General features: G+C 43.3%; 14 protein-coding genes. 8 read left to right on the top strand and 6 right to left on the bottom strand.

Translation table 11 applies throughout. The features are described from left to right. Window positions 1-268: 268 nt before the first annotated feature. The 4 genes from AC1DV1_RS28970 to AC1DV1_RS28955 form a co-directional block, all read right to left on the bottom strand. Window positions 269-931, bottom strand: a complete 663-nt coding sequence (locus AC1DV1_RS28970; protein WP_477367436.1) for an MBL fold metallo-hydrolase — start codon at window positions 929-931, stop codon at window positions 269-271. Window positions 932-1110: 179 nt separating this feature from the next. Beyond that, complete coding sequence (locus AC1DV1_RS28965; protein WP_477367433.1) at window positions 1111-2454, bottom strand: PhoH family protein; 1344 nt, start codon at window positions 2452-2454, stop codon at window positions 1111-1113. A 653-nt stretch (window positions 2455-3107) separates the two neighbouring features. Next, on the bottom strand, window positions 3108-3866 hold the full coding sequence (locus AC1DV1_RS28960) for a TIGR03915 family putative DNA repair protein (protein WP_477367430.1): 759 nt from the start codon (window positions 3864-3866) through the stop codon (window positions 3108-3110). Between the two features lie 2 nt (window positions 3867-3868). Then, the gene (locus AC1DV1_RS28955; protein WP_477367427.1) at window positions 3869-5125 is read right to left on the bottom strand and encodes a putative DNA modification/repair radical SAM protein; all 1257 of its coding nucleotides are present in this window, start codon (window positions 5123-5125) and stop codon (window positions 3869-3871) included. A gap of 214 nt (window positions 5126-5339) precedes the next feature. Between AC1DV1_RS28955 and AC1DV1_RS28950 the strand changes: the two genes are divergently transcribed. Beyond that, window positions 5340-5753 carry an Ohr family peroxiredoxin gene (locus tag AC1DV1_RS28950; RefSeq protein WP_477367424.1) on the top strand — a complete coding sequence of 138 codons (414 nt, stop codon included), beginning with the start codon at window positions 5340-5342 and terminating at the stop codon, window positions 5751-5753. An 81-nt stretch (window positions 5754-5834) separates the two neighbouring features. Here AC1DV1_RS28950 and AC1DV1_RS28945 read toward each other — a convergent pair whose 3' ends face one another. Next, the gene (locus AC1DV1_RS28945; RefSeq protein WP_477367420.1) at window positions 5835-8777 is read right to left on the bottom strand and encodes a TonB-dependent receptor; all 2943 of its coding nucleotides are present in this window, start codon (window positions 8775-8777) and stop codon (window positions 5835-5837) included. Window positions 8778-9084: 307 nt separating this feature from the next. On the opposite strand from AC1DV1_RS28945, the gene proB reads away from it, so the two are divergent. From proB to AC1DV1_RS28910, 7 genes are all read left to right on the top strand, one after another. Next, entirely contained in the window at window positions 9085-10164 is a 1080-nt protein-coding gene (proB, locus tag AC1DV1_RS28940) for a glutamate 5-kinase (RefSeq protein WP_477367416.1), read from the top strand. A 2-nt stretch (window positions 10165-10166) separates the two neighbouring features. After that, window positions 10167-11414 (top strand): glutamate-5-semialdehyde dehydrogenase, encoded by a 1248-nt coding sequence (locus AC1DV1_RS28935; RefSeq protein ID WP_477367412.1) that lies wholly within the window; start codon window positions 10167-10169, stop codon window positions 11412-11414. Window positions 11415-12547: 1133 nt separating this feature from the next. Next, on the top strand, window positions 12548-13231 hold the full coding sequence (locus AC1DV1_RS28930) for a TIGR02117 family protein (protein WP_477367409.1): 684 nt from the start codon (window positions 12548-12550) through the stop codon (window positions 13229-13231). Window positions 13232-13425: 194 nt separating this feature from the next. After that, the gene (gene mnmA, locus AC1DV1_RS28925; RefSeq protein ID WP_477367406.1) at window positions 13426-14514 is read left to right on the top strand and encodes a tRNA 2-thiouridine(34) synthase MnmA; all 1089 of its coding nucleotides are present in this window, start codon (window positions 13426-13428) and stop codon (window positions 14512-14514) included. Between the two features lie 227 nt (window positions 14515-14741). Then, the gene (topA, locus tag AC1DV1_RS28920; protein WP_477367403.1) at window positions 14742-17135 is read left to right on the top strand and encodes a type I DNA topoisomerase; all 2394 of its coding nucleotides are present in this window, start codon (window positions 14742-14744) and stop codon (window positions 17133-17135) included. 193 nt (window positions 17136-17328) lie between these two features. Continuing rightward, window positions 17329-17733, top strand: a complete 405-nt coding sequence (locus AC1DV1_RS28915) for a hypothetical protein (protein ID WP_274213291.1) — start codon at window positions 17329-17331, stop codon at window positions 17731-17733. A gap of 293 nt (window positions 17734-18026) precedes the next feature. Continuing rightward, complete coding sequence (locus AC1DV1_RS28910) at window positions 18027-23618, top strand: alpha-2-macroglobulin family protein (RefSeq protein WP_477367400.1); 5592 nt, start codon at window positions 18027-18029, stop codon at window positions 23616-23618. A 176-nt stretch (window positions 23619-23794) separates the two neighbouring features. On the opposite strand, the gene AC1DV1_RS28905 is transcribed toward AC1DV1_RS28910, so the two are convergent. Continuing rightward, window positions 23795-23909, bottom strand: a 115-nt coding sequence (locus tag AC1DV1_RS28905) for a transposase (protein ID WP_477361339.1), incomplete at its 5' end; no start/stop codon positions are given.

The following is a 23909-nucleotide window of genomic DNA, read 5'->3' as shown; positions in this document are numbered from 1 at the left end:
AGAAGCCCTTGGATTCCAGTTGTGGCTTCTCATATCCTAATGGAGCAAGGTTCTTTTCTTCCAGGTAAATGTTCAATTGCCCGCTCTCAGATGAGCGAACATCCATAAGTTCAAAATATTCTAAAAGACCTTCAGGTAAGATTAAACGGACAAGGGTTTCGTATGCTGCTGACAAGGGTATTCGTATTTGTTATTCCTGTCGCAAAACAAATACTTTTTTTATTCCCCCACAAGAATTCCGCTTGATCCGTAGTTTCGTGAATACCAATTAATCGATAGTTATACCATCACCTACCCTGTAAATTTCGTGAAATTTGATACCAAGTTTATCAAAATGTTTTGCATATGCGTCATAGCGTTGTTTTATGAAAAACTCTTTAGCATAACCATCATGAACCGGCAATATTTGTTTTGGCTGTAGTTTATCGGCAAAGCCCGAAATTCGTACTTCATTGGCAAAAGGCGCCATGGTTACCATAAGCAGCAACTCAATTCCTTTATATTCCAAAAGCTTATCTTCCATGGAGTCAACAGGGTGCAGTACTTTGTCGTTAATGATAAACCCGGTCATCTGGGGCAAGGGATTGTCCATAATTAACTCATGTGTAACCGGGATAGCTTTTAAAATAAAGGGGCCAAAATTTTGTTTGCCTTCTTCAAATATGGTGTAAACTATGCCGGCTTTATCCAGCTCCCGCCCTACCTGGCTGTTGGTAATCACTATGGCGCCGCTCAAATCCAGGATACTCTTCAAAATTTCCAGGTCGTAATGATCGGGGTGGATATGCGTTATCACAATGGCTTTTACATCCGCAAACATTTGTGTGGTAACATCGCCCTCGGCAAACGAGAATTTACCTGGATCAAATAATAACTTATAATCATCCAATTCAAATACAAGGCAGGAATGGAGGTATTTAGAAATCTTCATACACAATTAACACGATTTAAGGATTTAACAAGATTTACAGGATTAGCTTCAATAAAGTATACACCCAACAGGCACAATAAGTTTAATAATTTTTACACAAGTAAAAGCACTATATTAAAGGTGCCTTTTTTTAAAATCCTGTTAAATCATTAAATGGTGTTCAAATCCCGAAATTGTGTTTATAGCAACTCTGTGGCCAAATTCGCCAATTCGCTCCGCTCCCCTTTTTGCAAGGTGATGTGCGCGTAAAGCGGGTGCCCTTTAGCTTTATCAATCAGGTACGATAAGCCATTACTCTCGGCATCAAGGTAAGGTGTATCAATCTGGTAAATATCGCCTGTAAAAACAAACTTGCTGTTTTCGCCTGCGCGGGATATAATGGTTTTCACCTCGTGCGGGGTAAGGTTTTGGGCTTCGTCGACAATAAAGAAGATTTTACTGAGCGTACGGCCGCGGATAAAAGCCAACGGCGCAATGGATATTTTATCGTTGCTTACCAACTCATCAATTTTAGCCTGCATTTTATCGTCGTCGGCAAACTGATCTTTGATGAATTTAAGGTTGTCCCAAATGGGGGCCATATAGGGATCTATCTTGGATTTGATATCTCCCGGTAAAAAACCAATATCTTTATTGCTTAGCGGTACTATAGGGCGGGTAACAAAAATTTGGCGGTAATATTTACGCTGCTCCAGTGCACTGGCCAGCGCCAGCAAGGTTTTGCCGGTGCCTGCATTACCCTGTATAGTTACCAGTTTAATATCGGGATGTAGCAAAGCATGTATAGCAAAAGCCTGCTCGATGTTTCGGGGCGATATATTAAATACAGGTTGCTCAGTAACTTTTTCCAGTTGTTGCGTTGCTGCATTATAAAAACCAGATACATCGCTTTTTTTGCCTTTTAATATATAAAAGTGATTGTTGGTATACTGTGGTACACTTAGGCTTTCGGCGGGCAGGTTTTCCTGCTTGTTGAACTGGGAAATTAGTTTTTCGGTAACCTTATCTACATCCGTTTTGCCGGTGTACAGCTCGGCAAGGTTTTTTATTTTACCGGTTTCGTAGTCTTCAGCATGCAGGTTAAGCGATTTGGCTTTAAGCCTGAGGCAGATATCTTTTGATACCAGCACCACTTTTTTTGCGGGGTATTCTTCCTGCAGACCTAAGGCAACGTTCAATATGCGATGGTCTATCTTGTCCGATCCAAAAACTTCTTCCGCATCGGCAGTTGTAGTTTTTACATCCATGGCTACTTTAAAACTGCCTTTACTTTTCCCGTTTAGCGGAATCCACTCGTTTACCAGGTTGTTTTTCGACAGGTCATCCATCAGGCGGATGAAACTCCGGGCCTCAAAGTTTCGGGTATCGTTGCCGTTCTTTTTATTATCCAGCTCTTCCAATACCTGTATGGGTATGGCAACATCATGCTCCTGGAAATTTTGAAAGGCGTTGTGATCATACAGGATCACGGAGGTATCTAAAACGAATATCTTCTTCTGGTTACGCTGGCCGTCCTTATTCATATCCCACTAAATTAGGTTTTTTAACCTTTGTTCAAAACGAAAAACATTCTGAACATAAAAAAACCTTATAAAAGCGAAAACGGGAGCCTCCTCTTGCGATTTGAACTCCCGTTTCCAAACCCCTGTTCAACCGTAGTTTCCCAGTGGCATCAAGTTTTGTGTATCCTTAACCGATATGCCTTCGTCTGTCGTTCTTGCGAACTACCGACTACCGCAATACCCCCAGTTCTGTTTTGGCTCTCCGTAAAGCTCCGCATCGTTCCTGGTACCTCCTTTAATCACAATCTTTTTTCAAAGACTTTCGTAATTTTCATTTTTTCATGTAACTCAGTGAACTTCTTTTGATCTTTAGCTCCTCCGAAGATTCGCCCGATTCAATTTCTGTTTTCCTGAAAGGTTGTCAAAGTACGTCGTTCTTGATGATTACAATATAGGGATTAAAAGGCACCTTTGTCAAGCAAAAAATAAATTTGTTATATACACGTTATTAACAATCATTGTTAATAAACAAACAATTATAAATAGCTTATTAATAATGATTTAAGTAATTAAATCCGATTTAACCTTCAGGTTATCAACATAAACCTTATCAACAAAAATAGGCGAAAAGGCCTTTTTGCCACACTTACAAAAAGCGTAAAATCATCAACACACTAAATTTTTTCAGTTAAATGCCGCCAATATCTTTTAGGAATATGTCTTAAATGGAGCTTTGTATTCTTCCTGGCTACAATATTTACGCTGGTAAAATAGCTCTTCCAAAGTTGCTGGTAAACCTGCTCATCTTCGGTAAAAACAGTTACTACATCGGTAGGTTTATTAACTTCCGAAAAGTCAAGCGTGATATAGCGGGTATCATGCAGATCATAATGAATGCCGTACTTGCGTTTAATATCATAAATGATCCATTTTTGATCGGTATACCGGTTTTTAAAATGCCTGATAAGTAAGGGAAGTACATTAAAGTCCGGCTCAACGGCAGCATAATACGTTTCGTCCTTAAGTTTCCGGAAACGGATAAACGCTTCCATCCTATGCTTTTCCCGCCTTACCATCTTCAAAATCTCTGATAGGCGCATCACGTATTTATTGCCGTAATCTTCTTCAACGTTTACATCAGTATCAAAAACATACCGAATAAATCCAACAAGGGCACTTTCTTCATTTTCCATTTCGGCCATATGGGCAATGTACAGGCGTTGAATACCCGCGGCCGAGAGTTTTTTTCTTAGCCCCTTCAGTACCCTGTTGGCGCGGCGCTCGTCTGTTATTACCTGTAACACTTCTTCAAACATGGCACTGCTGCGCCACTCCGCCTTTATCAGCTTTACGTGAAACAGTTTGCGGTCATATATTTCAAATACGGCGGTAAGTAAACCTTCAAATGTTCCATCGTAAACAAGTGTATACATCGTCAAAACAGGTTAAGTTGGGTTTGCGTGTTTTTAATGTATTTGCTTTGCGATTCGGCCAGGATAAATTGTTTGATGTTGTTACCGGTTAAGTCCCGGCGTTCAAACTCATTACTTTTACAAATAATAAAGTAACGGGCACGGTTAAGGGCTACCCCTATCTTTTTTAACTGCTCCCAGCTTAATTTAGCAAACTTGCGCGCGCTTACTATTTTCTGCGCAGATAGTAAGCCGATACCCGGCACACGTAAAATCATTTGCACATCGGCTTTATTAATATCGATAGGAAAAGCCTGCATATTACGGATAGCCCAACTTAATTTGGGGTCGATATCCAGATCGAGCAGGGGATTTTGAGTGTTTACTATTTCATTAACATGAAAACCGTAAAAACGCATCAGCCAGTCGGCCTGGTAAAGGCGGTTCTCGCGTACCATTGGTACCGATGTATTCAGGGCTGGTAAACGCTTATCGGCCAAAACAGGCACATAACCCGAATAATAAACACGCTTCAGGTGGAAATTTTTATAAAAATAACTGGCCGATTGCAACACCTGTTGATCACTTTCGGGGGTGGCGCCGATAATTACCTGGGTACTTTGCCCGGCCGGCGCAAACAGGGGCGCTTTTTTAAAAAGCTTCTTTTCTTCGGTCCGCAGGATAATTTCATTTTTCAGGAAGTTCATTGGATTTATCATATCCTGCCTGTTTTTTTCGGGAGCTAATAATTTTAGCCCGGCTTCTGTAGGCATTTCCAGGTTTACACTCAATCTATCGGCATACAAACCAGCTTCGCGCATCAGCTCGTCACTTGCGCCGGGGATGGATTTTAAGTGTATGTACCCGTTAAAATTACATTCGGTGCGAAGCTTTTTAGCTACCCTCACCAAACGTTCCATGGTATAATCGGCATCTTTAAAAATACCCGAACTTAAAAACAGGCCCTCGATATAATTTCGCCGGTAAAAATTAATAGTAAGGTCAACAACTTCCTGAACCGTAAATGCTGCCCGTTTGATATCGTTGTTTTTGCGTGATACGCAATACGCGCAGTCAAAAATGCAGTGATTGGTAAGCAGTATTTTAAGTAAGGAAACACATCGCCCATCCTCTGTATAACTATGGCAAATACCGTTGCTGGCATTGCCAAGTCCTTTGTTTTCATTTTTACGCTTACTGCCGCTTGAGGCGCATGACACATCATATTTAGCGGCATCAGCCAAAATATTCAACTTCTCTGTTATCCTTTCTACATTCATATCAATTCAAAAATACTAATAAATTTAGCAATTTGAATTAATTTGGAATTTATTTTCTGAACCTGGATAAAGCGGATTACAGAGATTTTACCGGCAAGTTTTTTAAAAAAATCCGAGAAATTTAATAAATCTGCCAAGTCCAGGTTCAGACAAATCTCATTTTCTCCAAACATAACAACCTGTTCTCCGTTGCTCTTAAAAAGAGTTTTGAATCATGGAAAAAGTATATACCGCTGTAGTAACAGCAAAAGGCGGCCGCGACGGCCATATAAAATCTGAAGACGGCGTAATCGATATGGAGCTAAAAGCTCCCGCGGCTATGGGAGGCGAAGATGGTTATCCCAACCCCGAACTATTGTTTGCCGGTGCATGGGGTGCTTGTTACCTGGGCGCGCTTGGTTCGGTAGGTATCAGAGATGGCGTAAACGTTACACAGGCTACGGTTGATGTGCATATAACCTTTAATAAGGAAGGTGCATCATCGTACGCGCTATCTGCCGAACTTCATGTCCATATTCCGGGCATTGACTGGGATGTGGCCCAAAAACTGGCTGATGCTGCACATAAGGGTTGCCCGTACTCCAAAGCAACAAGGGGTAATATTGAAGTAAAGGTGATAGCCGATTGATTTTTGCGAACATGTTTTAAAGCAAAAAGCGGATGGGGTTGCCCTCATCCGCTTTTTGCTTATTATATTAAAAATTGTTGCTTATTTACCGGCAAGCAATCCATCAAGCGTAACCGATACATAATATAAGCCTCCGATAGTTGGGCCGCCTGCGTACTGATAATAACGTTTGTTAAAAATATCCGTTGCGCCAACTTTAAATGTAGCATAGTAAGCCGGAACACGATAAGTAACCTGGGCGTCAAATGTGCCAATTGCAGGCACCTTGCCTGTTACTAGCGGGCTTTCCCACAGGAATGATTCCTGCCATTTGTAAACGATGTTAAAGCCTACATTTTTGGCCACTTCGCGGTTACCAAACGATACGTTGCCTGACCATTCTGGTGTATTGAAACCGGTAACAAAAATATCAGATGTGGTTTGAGCTTTCAGTTTATTAAAGCTCACGTTACCCGATAAGGTATATCTTTTATAGAAGTTATAGCTGATACCTGCCGATGAACCATAGTTATGGTAAATGTTTTTAGCATTGGTGTAAACGCGGTACCTGCTTTGCCCCTGGCTGGCAGCATTGCTTGAGGTACCGGTAGTTGGGTCGCGGTTTACATCAAGCATAGCTAATACAGAAGCGTCTGTACCTACGGTGGTGCCATTCGGTACAAATACCTGAACCTGGCCCAAAAATCCGTCGTAACGGTTGGTGTAGGCATCAATATCAATAAACACTTTATTATCTAATACAATTCCTTTGTAGCCTACTTCATATGAAGTAATCTGCTCCGGGCGTGCAGGTGGCAAATCGGCCACTTTCAACAGGTTCCGGTTGGCTAGGGCAACCTGGTCGGTACCGCCGCCGGCATTAACAACCGAGTTAAAATTAGCTACCGAAGTTTGCGTATAACTATTGCCCAAATAACCTAAACCATCGTTAATAAATGGCAAACTGCCTACACGTTTAACACGGCCGTTGTTTACATATGACAACGCTTCAAATAATGAAGGGAAGCGGTAACCATTCTGGAACGTGAACCTGAAATTATGGTTCTCATTCAGGGTATACACTGCTGCTAAACGAGGTGTAAATTTAGGGTCGAAATAAGGGTTATAATCCCATCTAACCGATCCGAATAATTTCAGCTTTTCGTCGAAGAACGTTTTGGTTACTTGTGTAAATGCACCGTATTTTTTGTAAATCACATCTTTACCAAAGCTACCGTCGGCCAAAGGCGTGTTCCTATCGGCAATAGGGCGGCTAAAATCAACAAAGTTGTTACCATCCGGGGTAATGGCATAAACGCGCACATCACCGCCAACCAACAGATCAACCACCTTAACGCGGTTTGTTAAATCCCATTGGGCTTCCGCATTATACATATGGCTTTTTTGCACCAGTGCCGCACCACCGGTTACAGGCGCGTTTGGTATCAGGCTTGATTTAATATCCCAGTTATTGATGCCGATAATGGTTTTTCTTAAAGCGTCAAATTCGGGTGTGCCGGGTTCTACCCTGCCCTTATCTGCTGCAGCTCTTGCGGCCTGCTCGGCGGCGGCCAGGTTTGAAGATGTTAGGCCTCCGTTTGCAGATCCGTAGGCGTTTAACGCGTTTTTAAACGTGGTACCCCAGGCCGAGTTACTGGCATGGTTCAAATCCAGGTTATCTGCCAGCGGTTTTACGTTGAATGAGTTACCGGTATTTTCTATCGATTCATAAGCGCGAACCAAAAACTCTTTCCCTTTTAATTCAACTTTATGGTTTTGAACTGTTGCTCCCTGTAACGATATTTTGTTTCCACGCTGAAACACACCGTCGAGCCTGCCGTAACGGTAGGTGTAAGATAGAATAGTGTTAGGCGTTAATTTATATGATAATGTACCATCCAGTTTCAGGTTGGTAACTTTCGGATCAACCAAATCAACCTCGTTGTATCCTGTGCGGGCAACAGTAAGCCCAGGCATGGCTTTACCATCTACCGTAAGGCCTTTTACAACAACGGTGTTACTTCCGGCAAGAGCATCATCTCCATATTTGTTCCAGCCGTCATAAGCAGCATTGCTGGTACCTGTTAAAGGTGGAAAGCCGGGATTTGCGGTTTTCAAGTTGTACGGATTTTGATCTTTACGGGTATCAGACTGCCAGTCTTTACCTTGCATATAGCTAAAGTTTACTTTAACGGCAAACTTATCATTGAATGCTTTTGCATAGCGCAACGCGGTTTCGTTAAGTGCGCTTGCACCTAACCTGTCGTTGCCTACGTGGTTCACACCTTCGCGGTGATAAACGCTTAAGCCCTGGTATTTAAAAGGATCTTTGGTTATTAAGTTTGATAAACCGTTAATGGCGTTTGTGCCATAAAGGGCTGCTGCCGCGCCCGGGGTAATTTCTATACTGGCAATATCCAGCTCGGTTGGGCCAATAGCGTTGCCCAGTGGTACACCTAAAGTTGCCGATTGCATATCAACGCCATCAACCAGTTGCATAAACCTAAAGTTATTTGGGCTATTGAAACCACGTGTGTTTGGCACTTTAAGGGTTAAACTGGTGGTAGTCATCTGTACGCCCTTTACGTTTTCCAAAGCATCGTAAAAGCTTGGGCCAGGCGATTGCTTAAGTGCGTTAATACTCAGTTTTTCGATAGCAACCGGCGAACGTAAAAGCTTCTCTTCTTTACGCGACGCCGTTACCACCACCTCGTTAATCAGTAACGATTGGCTGCTAAGCTGGATGTTCAGGGCACTGTTGGTATTTTTAATAAAAAATTCCTGCGGCTGGAAACCCACTGCGGTGAAAACCAGGGTATAGGGTAATTTTGCGCTGGTGGTTAATGAGAATTTGCCGGTACTATCGGATGCTGTGCTGTTGGTAGTGCCTTTTATGCTCACAGTAGTACCTACTAACGGTTGGCCGTGGTCGTCTTTTACAAAACCGCTAATAATATAAGAGCCATTAAGTTGAGCATGGCTTATCGCCGGGACAAAAAGTACAAAAAGTGCTATAAGCCTAAATGAATTTATGATTGTTTTCATGAAAAGGATTGGTATAATTAAATATCTGTTTGTGTTTTAAGGATGTAGATAGTATGAGTATTGTAACTATCAACAGCAACACATAACATTTAACTGCGTTTTTGAATGAGCCGAAGTAATAAGAGTGTAAATATTATACATAGTCTATTGGATTAGTCGACAAAAATAGAAATTTTTTCGTCGGTGTCAAGACTCAATTCATATTTTTCGAGAATATCTACCATTTTAGTGGATTTATTTTCAAATAATCCCGCCCTCTTCCCTCTCAATTTCGTAATATTGGCGGCTCAACACGTACTAGTTCATAATGTCTTTCAATTATCAGCGCATCATCATCAAAATCGGCTCCAATGTTTTTACCCAGGAAAACGGCCTGCCCGACCTGCAGCGTATCGAACATTTGGTTGGCCAGATAGCCGCTATCAAAAAGCAAGGAAAAGAAGTGATCCTGGTATCATCCGGCGCGGTTGCTTCGGGCCGAAGCTTGATCACCATATCCGAAAAATACGATGCCATTGCGGCAAGGCAGCTTTTAGCCTCTATCGGGCAGGTAAAGCTTATCAATACTTATTCGCAGCTGTTTGAACGTTTTGATATTCTTTGCTCGCAGGTACTGGTTACCAAAGAGGATTTCAGGGACAGAATGCATTATTTAAACATGAAAAACTGCCTTGATCTGCTGCTGCAACACCAGGTGATACCGGTAGTTAACGAAAACGATGTGGTATCGGTTACCGAACTGATGTTTACCGATAATGATGAACTGGCCGGATTAATTGCATCTATGCTAAACGCGCAGGCTCTAATTGTGTTAACCAATGTTGATGGTATTTATAACGGTGACCCTAAAGCGCCGGGCTCGGCTGTAATTGAAGAGGTGGCCGGTTCGGTAGTTGATTTTGCAGCGTTTGTTTCATCGGGCAAATCGCAGTTTGGCCGCGGGGGGATGATCACCAAATCAACGATGTCGCAAAAAACGGCACAGCTGGGCATCGCTGTGCACATAGCTAATGGCAAGCGGGATAATATTCTGACAGATGTATTGGAGAATAGAGTTACCCATACCCGGTTTATTCCCAATAAAACAGCTTCTGGCAAAAAGAAATGGTTAGCCCATTCCGAAAAATCGGCCACGGGGGCCGTGTTGGTTAACGCTGGCGCTAAAGCTGCACTTGTATCCAACAAAGCTACAAGCTTGTTACCCGTTGGAATAGCTGAGGTATTAACCGACTTTAAAAAAGGCGATATAATTAAGCTGATGGATGAAAGCCAAAAGCTGATAGGCCTGGGTATTGCCGAATACGGATCGGACAAGGCTAAAGAGCGCATCGGGCAAAAAAACCAAAAGCCTTTGGTGCATTACGATTATCTTTACTTACAAGGTTAACAATGAGTTATAATAAATATTTTGATGATGCCCGGGCTGCAGGCCGCAAGCCTACCCTCGCCCCTGCTCTTATTAACCAGGTTTTATTGGACGTGGCTGCCGAAGCTGTTGCCCAAACAGACCTTATACTGGCCGAAAATCAGAAAGACCTTGACCTGATGGATCCTGCGGATCCTAAATACGACAGGTTGAAACTGACAGCAGCCCGTATTGAAGCTATTGCTGCCGATATGATCAGTGTTGCAAAATTGGATAGCCCCTTAGGCAAGCAACTTTCAGAAGCGCAGATGCCCAATGGCCTATCAATTTCAAAGGTGCGCGTACCATTAGGTGTTGTTGGCGTAATTTATGAAGCCAGGCCTAATGTTACTTTTGATGTATTCGCGCTGTGTTTTAAAACAGGTAACATCAGTATTTTAAAAGGCGGCAGCGATGCCGACTATTCTAACCGGGCTATTATCGGTGTAATTCATCAAGTATTAAATAATCACCACATAGATACCCATGTGGTAACCCTGTTACCTGCAGAACGCGAGGCTACAGCCGCTTTACTAAATGCAGTTGGTTATGTTGATGTACTGATACCCCGCGGCAGCCAGTCGCTTATTGATTTTGTGAGGGATAATAGTAAAGTACCGGTTATTGAAACCGGAGCCGGTATTGTTCATACCTACTTTGATTTAACCGGCGACCTGGAAAAAGGTGCTGAGATTATTGCCAATGCCAAAACGCGCAGGGTGAGCGTGTGTAATGCCCTTGATTGCCTGATTATTCATGCTAATAGGTTAAGTGACCTGCCCAGGTTAAGTCATATACTCGGTGAAAAAGAAGTTGAGTTATTTGCTGATGAACGTGCTTACGAGGAACTAAAAAACACTTATCCCGGCGCTTTATTGCATAAAGCACAGCCTGAGCATTTTGGAACCGAATTTTTATCGATGAAGATGGCTATCAAAACAGTTGATAGTTTTGAAGCGGCACTTGAATATATTGCCGTCAATAGTTCTAAACACAGCGAGGCTATTATATCCGAGGACGCCGAAAACATTGCCACTTTTTTAAATGATGTTGATGCTGCAGCAGTTTATGCCAACGCATCCACAGCTTTCACAGACGGTGCGCAATTTGGTTTAGGTGCCGAGATTGGCATAAGTACACAAAAGCTTCATGCACGGGGCCCTATGGGACTTCAGGAGCTTACCAGTTACAAATGGATCGTTAAAGGCAACGGACAAACAAGGAATCCTTAAAATCATTTACCCAAATGTGCGCCTAAGCCTTAATAACGGTGCACATGCACGCCGTTATTGCGAAGGTTTATGGTTAAAAGAAACAATCGGAAAAGTTCATTCCACAAAAAAAGGTGCCCTCAAGAAGGCACCTTAATTTTTTCTCTTCTCTGCTGTCGGCACTCACTTAATCAAATAGTTCGCTACGGCAATAAAGCAAATGATCATTAAGATCACTCCTTGAAGCTTTTGTTCTAACGTTAATTGGCTTATCATTTTAAATTAATTAGGGTAAAGCAAATTTATATTGTAATCCGAATGTTACAATAGGTATTTTCATTTTTACGTTTATTTTAATAAATAGTTATAAAACTTTTAGAATCGTCAACTGCACATTTATTCATTAAAAAATTAGCAACAAATGTGTTTTAACATTAAAATAGTGTTAGTGTAACACTACGGTAAATTGGCAGTTTTTAGCTATAAAAATATTTTTTTTACGCGTTTTTTTATTCGTTTAACATAAACGTAAATTTTATATTAATAAACGTCAAATCCTCCGGTTAAACCACGCCACGTTATTAAACCTTCCCCCACACTGATATCTGACTTTTTTTCTTAACCGGTTAAATGTTTATTTTCATAAACACTTGCAATAAATGTATCATCCCCGTTACATTTATCGCAGATTATAAACCAAACCAATATGCCAAAGCACATCATTATCGTATATCTTTTAGTGGCCTGCACCATTGCAGGTATACTGCTCAATTCGCGTATTAAGCAATGGCTTAATAAAAAAGGGTAACCTTAAATTGGCCCGATGAGTGTCGGCTAATACACCCACATTAACCAAAAAAGCAAAAGCCTGTTGTTTATTCAATGGGCTTTTGTGTTGAGGGTAATTTTCACGTTAAAAATAGYCCCCGTCTACTTACATAAATTTACGCTTTATATAAAATATATAAAACTCTTAGTATCAATATAAATTAATCAATAATTAATAAGAATAAAAGGGCAATTATGAATATCGCAATAACAAATCGGGCACATTGATTGCAAAATAGCGATTCGGGAAACTGAATAAGTGTTAACATAAGGTTACCTTGTGCTTTTTATTGTATTAACACTAAACCAAACCTCAATCGCCAATTATGATAATTATAAAAAAGATCCTGAAAATAATTTTAAGAACCGTATTGGGCATTGTAGCATTTGTCGCACTCTTCCTGTTGGCGGCTTTTTTACTTTCGATATGGACTGTTAAAAAGGAATCCGGCACTTCGGCCGACGTGGCCATCTACATTCTTACCAATGGCGATCATACCGATATTGTGGTTCCCGTAAAAAGCCAGGTAACAGATTGGAGCAAAGAAATACCGTATCAAAACACAACCGGCCGCGATACCACGGCAAGATACCTGGCTGTGGGCTGGGGCGATAAGGGGTTTTACCTCAACACCCCTACCTGGTCGCAATTAAAGTTTAGTACAGCTTTTAAGGCTGCCTTTGCTTTAAGCACATCGGCCATTCACGCAACCTACTACCAGGCAATGCCGGAGAATAACAATTGCAAAAAGATCATGATCAGCAACGGGCAATACAAAAGATTGATTGCCTTCGTTAACGGCAGCTTTAAAAGAGACAGTGCCGGTAATGCCATCAACATAAAAACAAATGCCAACTACGGCACCAGCGACGCGTTTTACGAGGCCAACCGCAAATACAATATATTTTACACCTGCAACACCTGGGCCAACAACGCCCTTAAAGCCTGCGGCCAAACCGCCTGCATGTGGACACCGTTTGACAGGGGGATATTTTATCATTATCGTTAGTCCGGAAGTCGGAAAGTCCGGGAAGTCAGAAAGTCTCAATGTAAAAAATCAAATAACCGATATATAGCCTACATCCTTCTTAACTTTCGGACTTTCCGGACTTCCCGACTACTCGACTACTCGCAACAATTTACTGTACCCTGACCTAACCCCTATATCAACATAAAACACAAAAGCGTATCTTTGCGCCCATTATGAGTAAGCATGGCAGGATTTTAGTGGCAATGAGCGGTGGCGTTGATAGTTCGGTAGCAGCAGTTATGCTGCATGAGCAGGGCTATGAAGTTATCGGGCTCACCATGAAAACCTGGGACTATGCCTCATCGGGCGGAAGCTCAAAAGAAACCGGCTGCTGCAGCCTGGATAGCATTAATGATGCCCGTGCTTTGGCCGTTGGCTATGGCTTTCCGCATTATATCCTGGATATCCGCAACGAGTTTGGCGATTTTGTAATTGATAACTTTGTTGACGAATACCTGGCCGGCCGAACCCCTAATCCCTGCGTGTTATGCAATACCCACATTAAATGGGAAGCTTTATTAAAACGCGCCGATAAACTGGATTGCGAATTTATAGCTACAGGGCATTACGCCAATATCCGTTTACAGGATAATGGCCGCTATGTAATTTCAAAAGGTAAAGACGAAAATAAAGATCAATCATACGTGCTTTGGGGAGTATCTCAAAAAAACCTGGCGCGTACCAAGTTCCCGTTAGGTAGTTTTTCGAAGCCCGAGATCAGGCAAATGGCTATGGATATGGGGCAGATTGAGCTTGCCGGTAAAAGCGAAAGCTACGAGATTTGCTTTGTGCCCGACAACGACTACAGATCGTTTTTAAGGCATAAGGTTGAAAATTTGGAAGAACGTGTTGCTGGCGGCAACTTTGTACTTGCAAACGGCACCGTAGTGGGCAAACACCAGGGTTATCCCTTTTATACCATTGGTCAGCGTAAAGGATTAGGCATTGCGTTGGGGCAACCTATGTTTGTAACCAGTATCGACCCTGACACCAATACCGTGGTATTAGGCACTGCCGATGAATTGGAACGCAAACAGGCCTGGGTTAAAAACCTAAACCTGGTAAAATACGCCAGCATTACCGAGCCTATCGAGGCTATCACCAAAATCCGTTATAAAGATGCCGGTACCACCAGTAGCATTGTACAAATGGGCGAGCACATGAAGGTTGATTTTCACCATAATGTATCTGGTATCGCGCCAGGGCAATCGGCCGTTTTTTATGAAGGCAATGACCTTTTGGGTGGCGGATTTTTAATGTAGTTTCATTTTGAGGGTCAGATAGTGTAAAACCGGCGGTGTTTAACCGGGTATAAAGTAAGGTCAAAACGCCCCAAAAACAGCCTTTAGAATCGCCCCCGAAACAATAACACATCTTTTCAAAATTGAGGCATTCGTACAATCTTCACAGCTAATATTCCAACGTTTTTAGCAAAACTAATTGGCGTTTCGCTTTCTTTATGTTTTATTTGCAAAAAATAACTGCTTAAATGGCCAAAAATTTACTGATAGTTGAATCTCCGGCGAAAGCCAAAACCATCGAGGGTTACCTTGGGAAAGACTTTATTGTGAAGTCGAGCTACGGGCATATCCGCGATTTGGTAAAGTCTGAAGATGCGATAGATATAGGTAACAACTTCGCTCAAAAATATGAGGTGCCTGCCGATAAAAAACAGGTAGTGAGCGAATTGAAGAAATTAGCTAAAGAAGCAGAAATGGTTTGGCTGGCGTCGGATGAGGACCGCGAGGGAGAAGCCATATCATGGCACTTATTTGATACTTTAGGATTGAAAGATGCTACCACCAAACGCATCGTTTTTCACGAAATAACCAAACCAGCCATTTTAAAGGCAATTGATACGCCACGTAAAATTGACTACAATTTGGTAAATGCACAGCAGGCACGCCGTGTATTGGACAGGTTGGTGGGTTTTGAACTCTCGCCTGTTTTGTGGAAAAAGGTTAAGCCATCGCTTTCTGCAGGCCGTGTACAATCAGTAGCAGTACGATTGATTGTTGACAGGGAGCGCGAAGTAAATAAATTTACTGCCGAAGCTGCTTTTAAAATAGTAGCCATATTTGGCAAGGGCAAAGATGCTTTTAAAGCCGAACTGGCCGAACGTTATGCCAAACAAGAAGATGCCGAGAAATTTTTACAGGATTGTATCGGTGCCGATTTTGAGGTACGCTCGCTGGAAACCAAACCGGCTAAACGCTCACCGGCTGCACCGTTCACAACATCAACCTTACAGCAGGAAGCCAGCAGGAAACTGGGCTACTCGGTAGCGCGCACCATGCAGGTAGCACAACGCTTGTACGAGGCCGGGTATATTACCTACATGCGTACCGACTCGGTAAACTTATCAGATACCGCGTTAAATGCCGCTCAAAGTGAAATCGTATCGGCTTATGGAGAAAAATACCATCAGCTAAGAAAATATAAAACCAAAAACGCAAGCGCGCAGGAAGCTCACGAAGCTATCAGGCCAACCTATTTCAACAATCATACTATAACCGGCGAGTCGAACGAGAAACGCCTGTATGAACTGATCTGGAAACGGGCCATAGCCTCGCAAATGAGTGAAGCGCAGTTTGAGAAAACCACCGCAAAAATCAGTATATCAACCCGTAAAGAGGATTTAACAGCCAATGGCGAGGTGATGAAGTTTGATGGTTTCCTGAAAGTTTACCTTGAATCAAGCGATGATGAGGATGAACCGCAACAGGATGGCGAAAACGCAATGTTGCCACCTTTAACCCGTGGCCAGCGTTTGGCGCTACAGGAAATGTCGGCAACAGAACGCTTCTCGCGTCCGCCTGCAAGATACACTGAGGCCAGCCTGGTGAAAAAGTTAGAGGAGTTGGGTATCGGTCGCCCATCTACGTACGCCCCTACCATCTCTACCATCCAAAACCGCGGTTACGTGGTTAAAGAAGAGCGCGAAGGTAAAGTGCGCAATTTCAGGCTGATGGTGCTGAAAGATGGCCAGATTGTTAAAGAACAAAAAACAGAGAATACCGGCGCCGAGCGCGGCAAGTTATTCCCTACCGATATTGGCGCAGTTGTAAACGACTTTTTGGTACAATACTTTAAAGAAATTGTAGATTTTAACTTTACCGCCAGCGTTGAAAAACAATTTGACGAGATAGCCCAGGGTTTAAAAGACTGGACAGCCATGCTGCACGATTTTTATAACCCTTTCCATAAAGGTGTGCAAAGCACTATTGAAACGGCTGATAAAGCAACCGGTGAACGTGAATTGGGTGTGCACCCTGAAAATGGTAAAAAGATTTCGGTACGTATTGGCCGCTACGGCCCCTTTGTACAGGTTGGCGAAAGTGCAACCGAGGAGAACGAAGAAAAGCCGTTATACGCCAGTTTAAGAACCGGCCAAAGCATTGAAACCATTACTATTGATGAGGCCCTTGAATTATTTAAGCTGCCCAAAGTTGTTGGCGAATATGAAGGTAAGGTAATGAAAGTGGCTATCGGTCGTTTCGGCCCGTACATTAGCCATAACAGCGCATTTGTATCGTTACCTAAAGATATCGATCCTTTGGATGTAACGGTAGACCAGGCGATAGAACTTATAGAAGCCAAACGTAAAAAAGATGCCGAGAGACTGATTAAAGCGTTTGACGAAGACCCGGAAGTAAAAGTATTAAACGGCCGCTGGGGGCCATATATTGAATTTGGCAAACTTAACGTTAAGATACCCAAGGATAAAGATCCCTTGATCTTAACTTATGAAGAGTGCAAGGCCCTGGCTGATGCCATGCCTAAGGACACCAAAAAAGGCCGCTTTGGTAAAACGGTAGCAGCTGCAAAACCCGCAGCCAAAAAAGCCCCAGCCAAGAAAAAAGCGCCGGCTAAGAAGAAATAGGTTATTGGCGAATGGTTGATTTGGTGAGTAGTTGGATTGAAACAATTGTTTGGAAAATATTGATTAAGTAAGTGGTTGAAGTAAATGTTATTTATTGAAAACAAACCACTCACCTAATCAACTCAATCAACCACTCACCAACTAACAAACCACTCACTTAATCAACCCAATCAACCACTCACTAAAGAATGCAATGATCAAAGACCTGCCCGAAAATAACGTTAAAGATATTGCCATAGCGGTAGCCTTGGAGCGCGAAAGTGTGGAGAGCAAAATTTGGTACGTGTACCTCATCAACCTTAAAAATGAGCCTATCGAGAATGTGCTGATCACCTCTAAAGGGTACGGCGAAAAAAACGGCGAGCAGGTAAAAACTTCCGTTTTACGCCACATGATCCCAGTGGTTGACAGCAAAGGCTACAAACTTATCGAACCCATTGACGAGCAAACTTTCGGCCTGAATAATGAGTATTGGCTAAGCTATTACATCGGCGGTAATATTTACGATAAAAAGTTCATTTTCCTGCCTGAGAGCATCGTAGAGATGAATTTTATCAAACTTCCGGTACTGAATAAGCCTGGTGTTATGATATTGTAGCAGCCAAAGTGAGTGGTTGATTAGGTAAGATTGAGTTGATTAGGTTGGATTAAGTTGATTAGGTTGGATTAAGTTGATTGAGTTAGTCATAAATTAAGTTGAATTAAATGCTTTTTTTCTCTCCTTTAAACTACTCAATCAACCCCAATCAACCTAATTAACCACTTAACCTAATCAACCATTCACCTAATCAACTCAATCAACTCAATCAACTATTCTCCATTTAAATATTTCTCAATTAATTATTTGTTGTTATAAATTTTATACATTCATGGAATAAATAAACCTATTCCATGGAGAACGGATATACCAGGTTCCGCAAACGTAAAAGCCTAATTACATTCGGTACCGCGCTCGCAGTGCTGCTTATTATTGCCTATCTTATTGTTAATGGCCAAAAGAAAAATGTGGTCGATCCTGCCTTTAGCAAGTACATCGAGTCGTACACAACCGGGGTAATTTCAAAAGCAAGCCCCATTACCATTCGCCTTGCCAGTACAGTGCAAATTACCCATCAACAAAACGAAGAGGTTGATAACAACCTGTTTGATTTTTCGCCGTCGGTAAAAGGCAAGGCTTACTGGACAGATTCGCGCACCATTGAATTCCGGCCGGATAAAAAACTCGATCCTGATAAAACTTACAATGTCGAATTTAAACTGGGCAAACTGATTGACGTGCCTTCCAGGTTTAACAGGTTTAAATTTAACTTTCAGGTGGTTAAGCCCGACTTTAACGTTGCTTTTAACGGGCTGCAAACCGCTACCAGCACATCTACCGACGAGATGAAGATGGAAGGATCGGTACAAACGGCCGATACCGAGGATCCTGCCCTTATTGAAAAAGTAATTATTGTAAACTATATGCTGCCGGTGAAGATCAGCTGGGAGCACAACACAGCCGCAAAAACCCACACCTTCAAAATAACTGGTTTAAAGCGGCAAAAGGGCGAAGTTGCTGCGCTAACTGTTAATTGGGACGGCAGCAGTATCAACGTTGATAAAAAAGGCGAGCAGCATTTTGATGTACCTGCTATAGGTGACTTCAAAGTGCTGAACGTTCGTGCCGTACAGGATAATGACCAATATGTGCTGGTGCAATTTTCAGATGCGATTATGGTTGGGCAGGAGTTGGCAGGCCTTATTGGCATTAACAATGTAACCGATCCGGCCTACGCCATCGAGGGCAGTACCGTAAAAATTTACGCTCCAGAAAGGCTTGAAGGCGATTACAGTGTATTTGTAAATGAAGGGGTAGAAAACATATCGCATAAAAAAATCACCAAAACCTACACGGCCAACGTGTTTTTTGAGAATAGGCTGCCCGGCGTAACTATTCCGGGCAAGGGAGTTATCCTCCCCGATTCGGGCAAGCTGATGATGCCTTTTGAGGCCGTTAACCTTAAAGCGGTTGATGTATCGGTAATTAAAATATATGAGAGTAATGTTCCTCAATATTTTCAAAACAATGATTTTAACGGCAACCAGGAATTGCGCCAGGTAGGCAAGCCTATTTTACAAAAAACCATCAGGCTTGATAACAATAAAGGACTTAACCTGAATAAGAAAAACCGTTTCATGCTTGATCTTGATCAGATGATTCGCACCGAACCGGGAGCAATTTACCGGGTTATCATCGGTTTCAGGCAGGAATATTCCTTATACAATTGCAGTATAGCAGGCGCAGCTAAAAAAAGCGGCAGCGATGATGACGAATATGGCGGTGGTGATTACAGCTATAGCGATAATGCCGGCAAGGTGAACGACGAGGATAACGATTTTTGGTCGAGATACGATAGTTATTATCCGGAAGGATTTAACTGGCAGGAGAAGGATAATGCCTGTACCCCATCCTACTACACCAAAACCCGCTGGGCAACCCGTAACATCATTGCATCAAACATAGGGCTGATTGCAAAACGGGGCAACAACAACAATATGCTTATTGCGGTTACCGATATTATGAATGCCAGTCCGATGCAGGGTGTTGAACTACAGTTGCTGGATTACCAAAAGCAAGTGTTGCTAAAAACCACCTCGGGCAGCGATGGCCTGGCAAGTTTCGACTTAAAGCGCAAGCCTTATTTGCTGGTGGCCAAAAAAGGAAACCAGCGTGGCTATTTAAAACTTGATGATGGCAATACGCTTCCACTTACCCGTTTTAACGTTGGCGGCGACGAAGTACAAAGCGGGCTGAAAGGCTTTATTTATGGCGAGCGTGGCGTTTGGCGGCCGGGCGACAGCATATTCATGACCTTTATACTGGAAGATAAGCTAAAAACCCTGCCAGCCGACCACCCGGTAGAGTTTGAGCTAAAGGATCCCAACGATAAATTGTATAAACGGATTACAAACACCAAATCTGTTGATGGCTTTTACAGCTTCCATACCGCTACCGAAACCTCATCACCTACCGGTAACTGGACGGCTACTGTAAAAGTTGGCGGCGCTACGTTTGAAAAGAAAATAAAGGTTGAAACCATTATGCCTAACCGCTTAAAGTTGGGCTTAACCTTTGGCGGTGCCGAAGAATTAACCAAGGGCAATAATGCCAACGGCAAGTTAACCGCCCGCTGGCTGTTTGGCGGGGCGGCGCAAAATTTAAAGGCCAAGGTTGATGCCTTTTTATCGGCACAAACAACCACGTTTAAAAATTATAAGGATTATGTTTTTGACGATCCTACGCTGGCCTTTAACATGCAAACGCAAACTGTTTTTGATGGCAAGCTGAGCGCAGAGGGGAATGCCGATGTGGATGCCAATATCAATATTGAAAAACAAGCCCCTGGGCAGCTGAGGGCCAATTTTTTGGTAAAGGTGTTTGAACCGGGAGGCAACTTCAGCGTTCAGCAGGTTAGCTTGCCATACAACGTTTACCCCGGTTATGTAGGTATTAAAACACCCGAAGGCAGTGCTTTATCCGGAATGCTGGTTACCGATAAAGACCAACAGATTGATATTGCCGATGTAGATGTAAACGGCAACGCCCTTGCCGGTACCCGCAACGTGCAGCTGGAATTGTATAAAATACAATGGCGCTGGTGGTGGGACGAAACCGGCAATGAAATGACCAACTTTACCCAGGGTAAATACAACAAGCTGATTAAAACCCAAAGTATTCAGTTGACAAATGGCCGTGGCAAATGGACGCTGCGTGTACCCAAAGCCGACTGGGGCCGGTACCTGATTAAGGTAAAAGATGACCAGACAGGCCATAGCACCGGTAAAATTATTTATGTAGACTGGCCAAACTGGTCGGAAAGATTACAGCAAAGCAACCCTACCGAAGCAGCCATGCTTTCGTTTACATCAGATAAGCAAGCCTATAACGTTGGCGAACAGGCTACATTAACCATCCCTACCGCGGCAGATGGCCGGGCGTTGATCAGCTTTGAAAATGGCAGCAAGATTTTAAAAACCACCTGGATTGATACTAAAAAGGGCCAAACCCAATACAGCTTTACGGTTGAGCCGGATATGGCACCCAATGTTTTTGTAAATGTTACCATGCTGCAGCACCATTCGCAAACCGTAAATGATTTGCCTATCCGCATGTACGGGGTGATACCACTTACTGTTAATAACCCGGCTACTATATTAAAGCCCGTGATTACTATGCCTGATAAGATCAGGCCCGAAACGCAATCGGCCATTACCGTATCAGAAGCCACCGGCAAGGAGATGACCTACACCATTGCTATTGTTGATGAAGGCCTGCTGGATATTACAAGTTACAAACTCCCCGATCCGCATAATACATTTTATGCCAAGGAAGCGCTCGGCGTTAAAACCTGGGATTTGTTTGATTATGTAATTGGAGCCTATGGCGGCGGCCTTAACCGGATACTAAGCATAGGTGGCGATGGTAGCCTGGGCAATAACAGGAACGTGTCTGTAAACCGGTTTAAGCCCGTTGTGAAATTCATGGGGCCGTTCCACCTCGGGGCGGGAGAAAAGCAAACTACGGGCTTTAAATTGCCGCAATACGTAGGCTCGGTTAAAGCCATGGTTGTTGCCGGGCACGATGGTGCTTATGGTATAGCCGAAAAGGCCGTTGTTGTTAAAAAGCCATTGATGATATTGGCTACGCTGCCGCGTGTACTGGGGCCATCAGAAAAGGTGCAGCTTCCGGTTACTGTCTTCGCCATGGAGCCTAACATTAAAACGGTTACGGTATCGGTACAAAGCAACGCCTTCAGTAACCTGGAAGGTAATAATACCCAAACCCTCACCTTCGCCAAAACCGGCGATCAGATGGTAACCTTCGATTTAAACGTTAAGGATTTTGTGGGAATAGGCAAGGTGAAAGTAGTAGCTAAAAGTGGTTCAGAAACAGCGACTTATGACGTTGAACTAAACGTACGCAACCCTAACCCGCCGGTTACCCACATATTGGAGAAAGAGCTTGCAGCCGGTGAAGCCTGGAACATAGCTTACCAAGCCGTAGGCATCAGCGGCACCAATAAAAATACGCTGGAGATAGCATCTATCCCACCCCTTAATTTGGACAAACGTTTGGATTACCTGATTGATTATCCTCATGGCTGCGTAGAGCAAACCACGTCGGCTGCATTCCCGCAACTGTATTTAGGTCAGCTGCTCGACCTTTCGCCAAGGCAAAAATCCGAATCTGAACGTAATATTAAGGCTACCATAGCAAGGCTAAATGGCTTCCAGGTTCCTGGTGGAGGTTTAAGCTACTGGCCCGATGGTGGTAGTGCCGATGAATGGGGAACCAATTATGCGGGGCACTTTATGCTGGCTGCGCAGGCCAAAGGCTATAGTATGCCTCTGGGCTTTATGGAACAATGGAAAAAATTCCAGAAACAGAAGGCATTGAGCTGGTCGCCGGATAGCCGCAGTTTTTACGGCGACGACCTGAACCAGGCCTACCGCCTGTATCTGCTGGCCCTGGCCCGTTCGCCCGAGTTGGGTGCCATGAACCGCCTGCGCGAGTTTAAATACATCAGCATTGAAGCTAAATGGCGGCTTGCGGCAGCCTACAAGCTGGCGGGGCAGCCCGAGATAGGTTCACGGATGATTGCGGGCTTACCAACCGTTATTAAGCCTTATTACACCATGTTTGGCACCTATGGGTCCGACTTAAGGGATGAGGCCATGATATTGGAAACATTAACCTTACTCGGCCAGCAGGCGCGCGCCGCGGCGCAGTTAAGAACGGTAGCTGCAAAACTATCCCAGGATGATTGGTATAGTACACAAACAACCGCCTACTCGCTGATAGCTATTGCGCAATATTGTGGTCAAAACAAATCATCGGGCAAAATGACATTCAGCTTCCAGGGTGGTGCGGTTAACTCGCAATCGTATATCTGGCAAAACGTTTTAGCTGCGGGTGGCGGCAAAGTGAGCCTTAAAAACAACGGCGGCAACAGGTTGTATATAAGGTTAATACAAAAAGGACAGCCGTCATCGGGCCTTGATGTAAAAACCTTTATCGACCCAAGGGTGTTGCAAATGCGCGTAGGATACTTTACCTTATCCGGTAAACAGATAGACCCATCATCATTAAGGCAGGGTACCGATTTTGTGGCCCAGGTAAACATCAAAAATCCGGGCAAACGCGGCCGGTATGATAATTTAGCGCTAACTCAGATCTTCCCTTCTGGCTGGGAAATTTTGAACAGCCGGATGATGAACAACGATGAGGCCTTTAAATCATCCCCATCCGATTACCGCGATATCCGTGATGACCGGGTGAATACTTATTTCAGCCTGCCGGAGGGCCGCGAGGTTACTTACTACGTAATGCTGAATGCCGCTTATGCTGGGCACTATTACCTGCCTGCCGTTTATTCCGAGGCGATGTATAACAGCTCGATAAACAGTTTAATCAAAGGGCAGTGGGTTGATGTAACGAAGTAGAATGGGCGGTGAAACAAAAAGCCCAGAATTGGCAGGTGCACGAAAAGAGGCCGTATCATAAATCAAATGATGCGGTCTTTTTATTTTACGGCGGATAAATCGATTTCAAGTAGTTTTTTGATGTTGATTTCGAACTAACGAATATTATTGATTAAGAACGAGTGAAAAGAAGGCCTTTAGGCAGCTTTTTTTCTTAGGTTTTGTGCGATTGAAAGTAAGCCCCATTCTATCGCTACTTTTTCTTTCCCACGGAGCATGAAGCGTCGGAACCCGTGGTTCTGTTTGATATTT

It is taken from the genome of Mucilaginibacter sp. P4_D1 (genome assembly GCF_056401935.1).
Note: the sequence above shows the minus strand (reverse complement) of the source record. Positions and strands in the feature narration are given on the sequence as shown.

Coding starts and splice junctions, on each gene's coding strand:
- AC1DV1_RS28960 (WP_477367430.1), bottom strand. CDS start 3,866: ATGTATACACTTGTTTACGATGGAACATTTGAAGGTTTACTTACCGCC.
- AC1DV1_RS28950 (WP_477367424.1), top strand. CDS start 5,340: ATGGAAAAAGTATATACCGCTGTAGTAACAGCAAAAGGCGGCCGCGAC.
- topA (WP_477367403.1), top strand. CDS start 14,742: ATGGCCAAAAATTTACTGATAGTTGAATCTCCGGCGAAAGCCAAAACC.
- AC1DV1_RS28970 (WP_477367436.1), bottom strand. CDS start 931: ATGAAGATTTCTAAATACCTCCATTCCTGCCTTGTATTTGAATTGGAT.
- proB (WP_477367416.1), top strand. CDS start 9,085: ATGTCTTTCAATTATCAGCGCATCATCATCAAAATCGGCTCCAATGTT.
- mnmA (WP_477367406.1), top strand. CDS start 13,426: ATGAGTAAGCATGGCAGGATTTTAGTGGCAATGAGCGGTGGCGTTGAT.
- AC1DV1_RS28910 (WP_477367400.1), top strand. CDS start 18,027: ATGGAGAACGGATATACCAGGTTCCGCAAACGTAAAAGCCTAATTACA.
- AC1DV1_RS28945 (WP_477367420.1), bottom strand. CDS start 8,777: ATGAAAACAATCATAAATTCATTTAGGCTTATAGCACTTTTTGTACTT.
- AC1DV1_RS28965 (WP_477367433.1), bottom strand. CDS start 2,454: ATGAATAAGGACGGCCAGCGTAACCAGAAGAAGATATTCGTTTTAGAT.
- AC1DV1_RS28915 (WP_274213291.1), top strand. CDS start 17,329: ATGATCAAAGACCTGCCCGAAAATAACGTTAAAGATATTGCCATAGCG.
- AC1DV1_RS28935 (WP_477367412.1), top strand. CDS start 10,167: ATGAGTTATAATAAATATTTTGATGATGCCCGGGCTGCAGGCCGCAAG.
- AC1DV1_RS28930 (WP_477367409.1), top strand. CDS start 12,548: ATGATAATTATAAAAAAGATCCTGAAAATAATTTTAAGAACCGTATTG.
- AC1DV1_RS28955 (WP_477367427.1), bottom strand. CDS start 5,125: ATGAATGTAGAAAGGATAACAGAGAAGTTGAATATTTTGGCTGATGCC.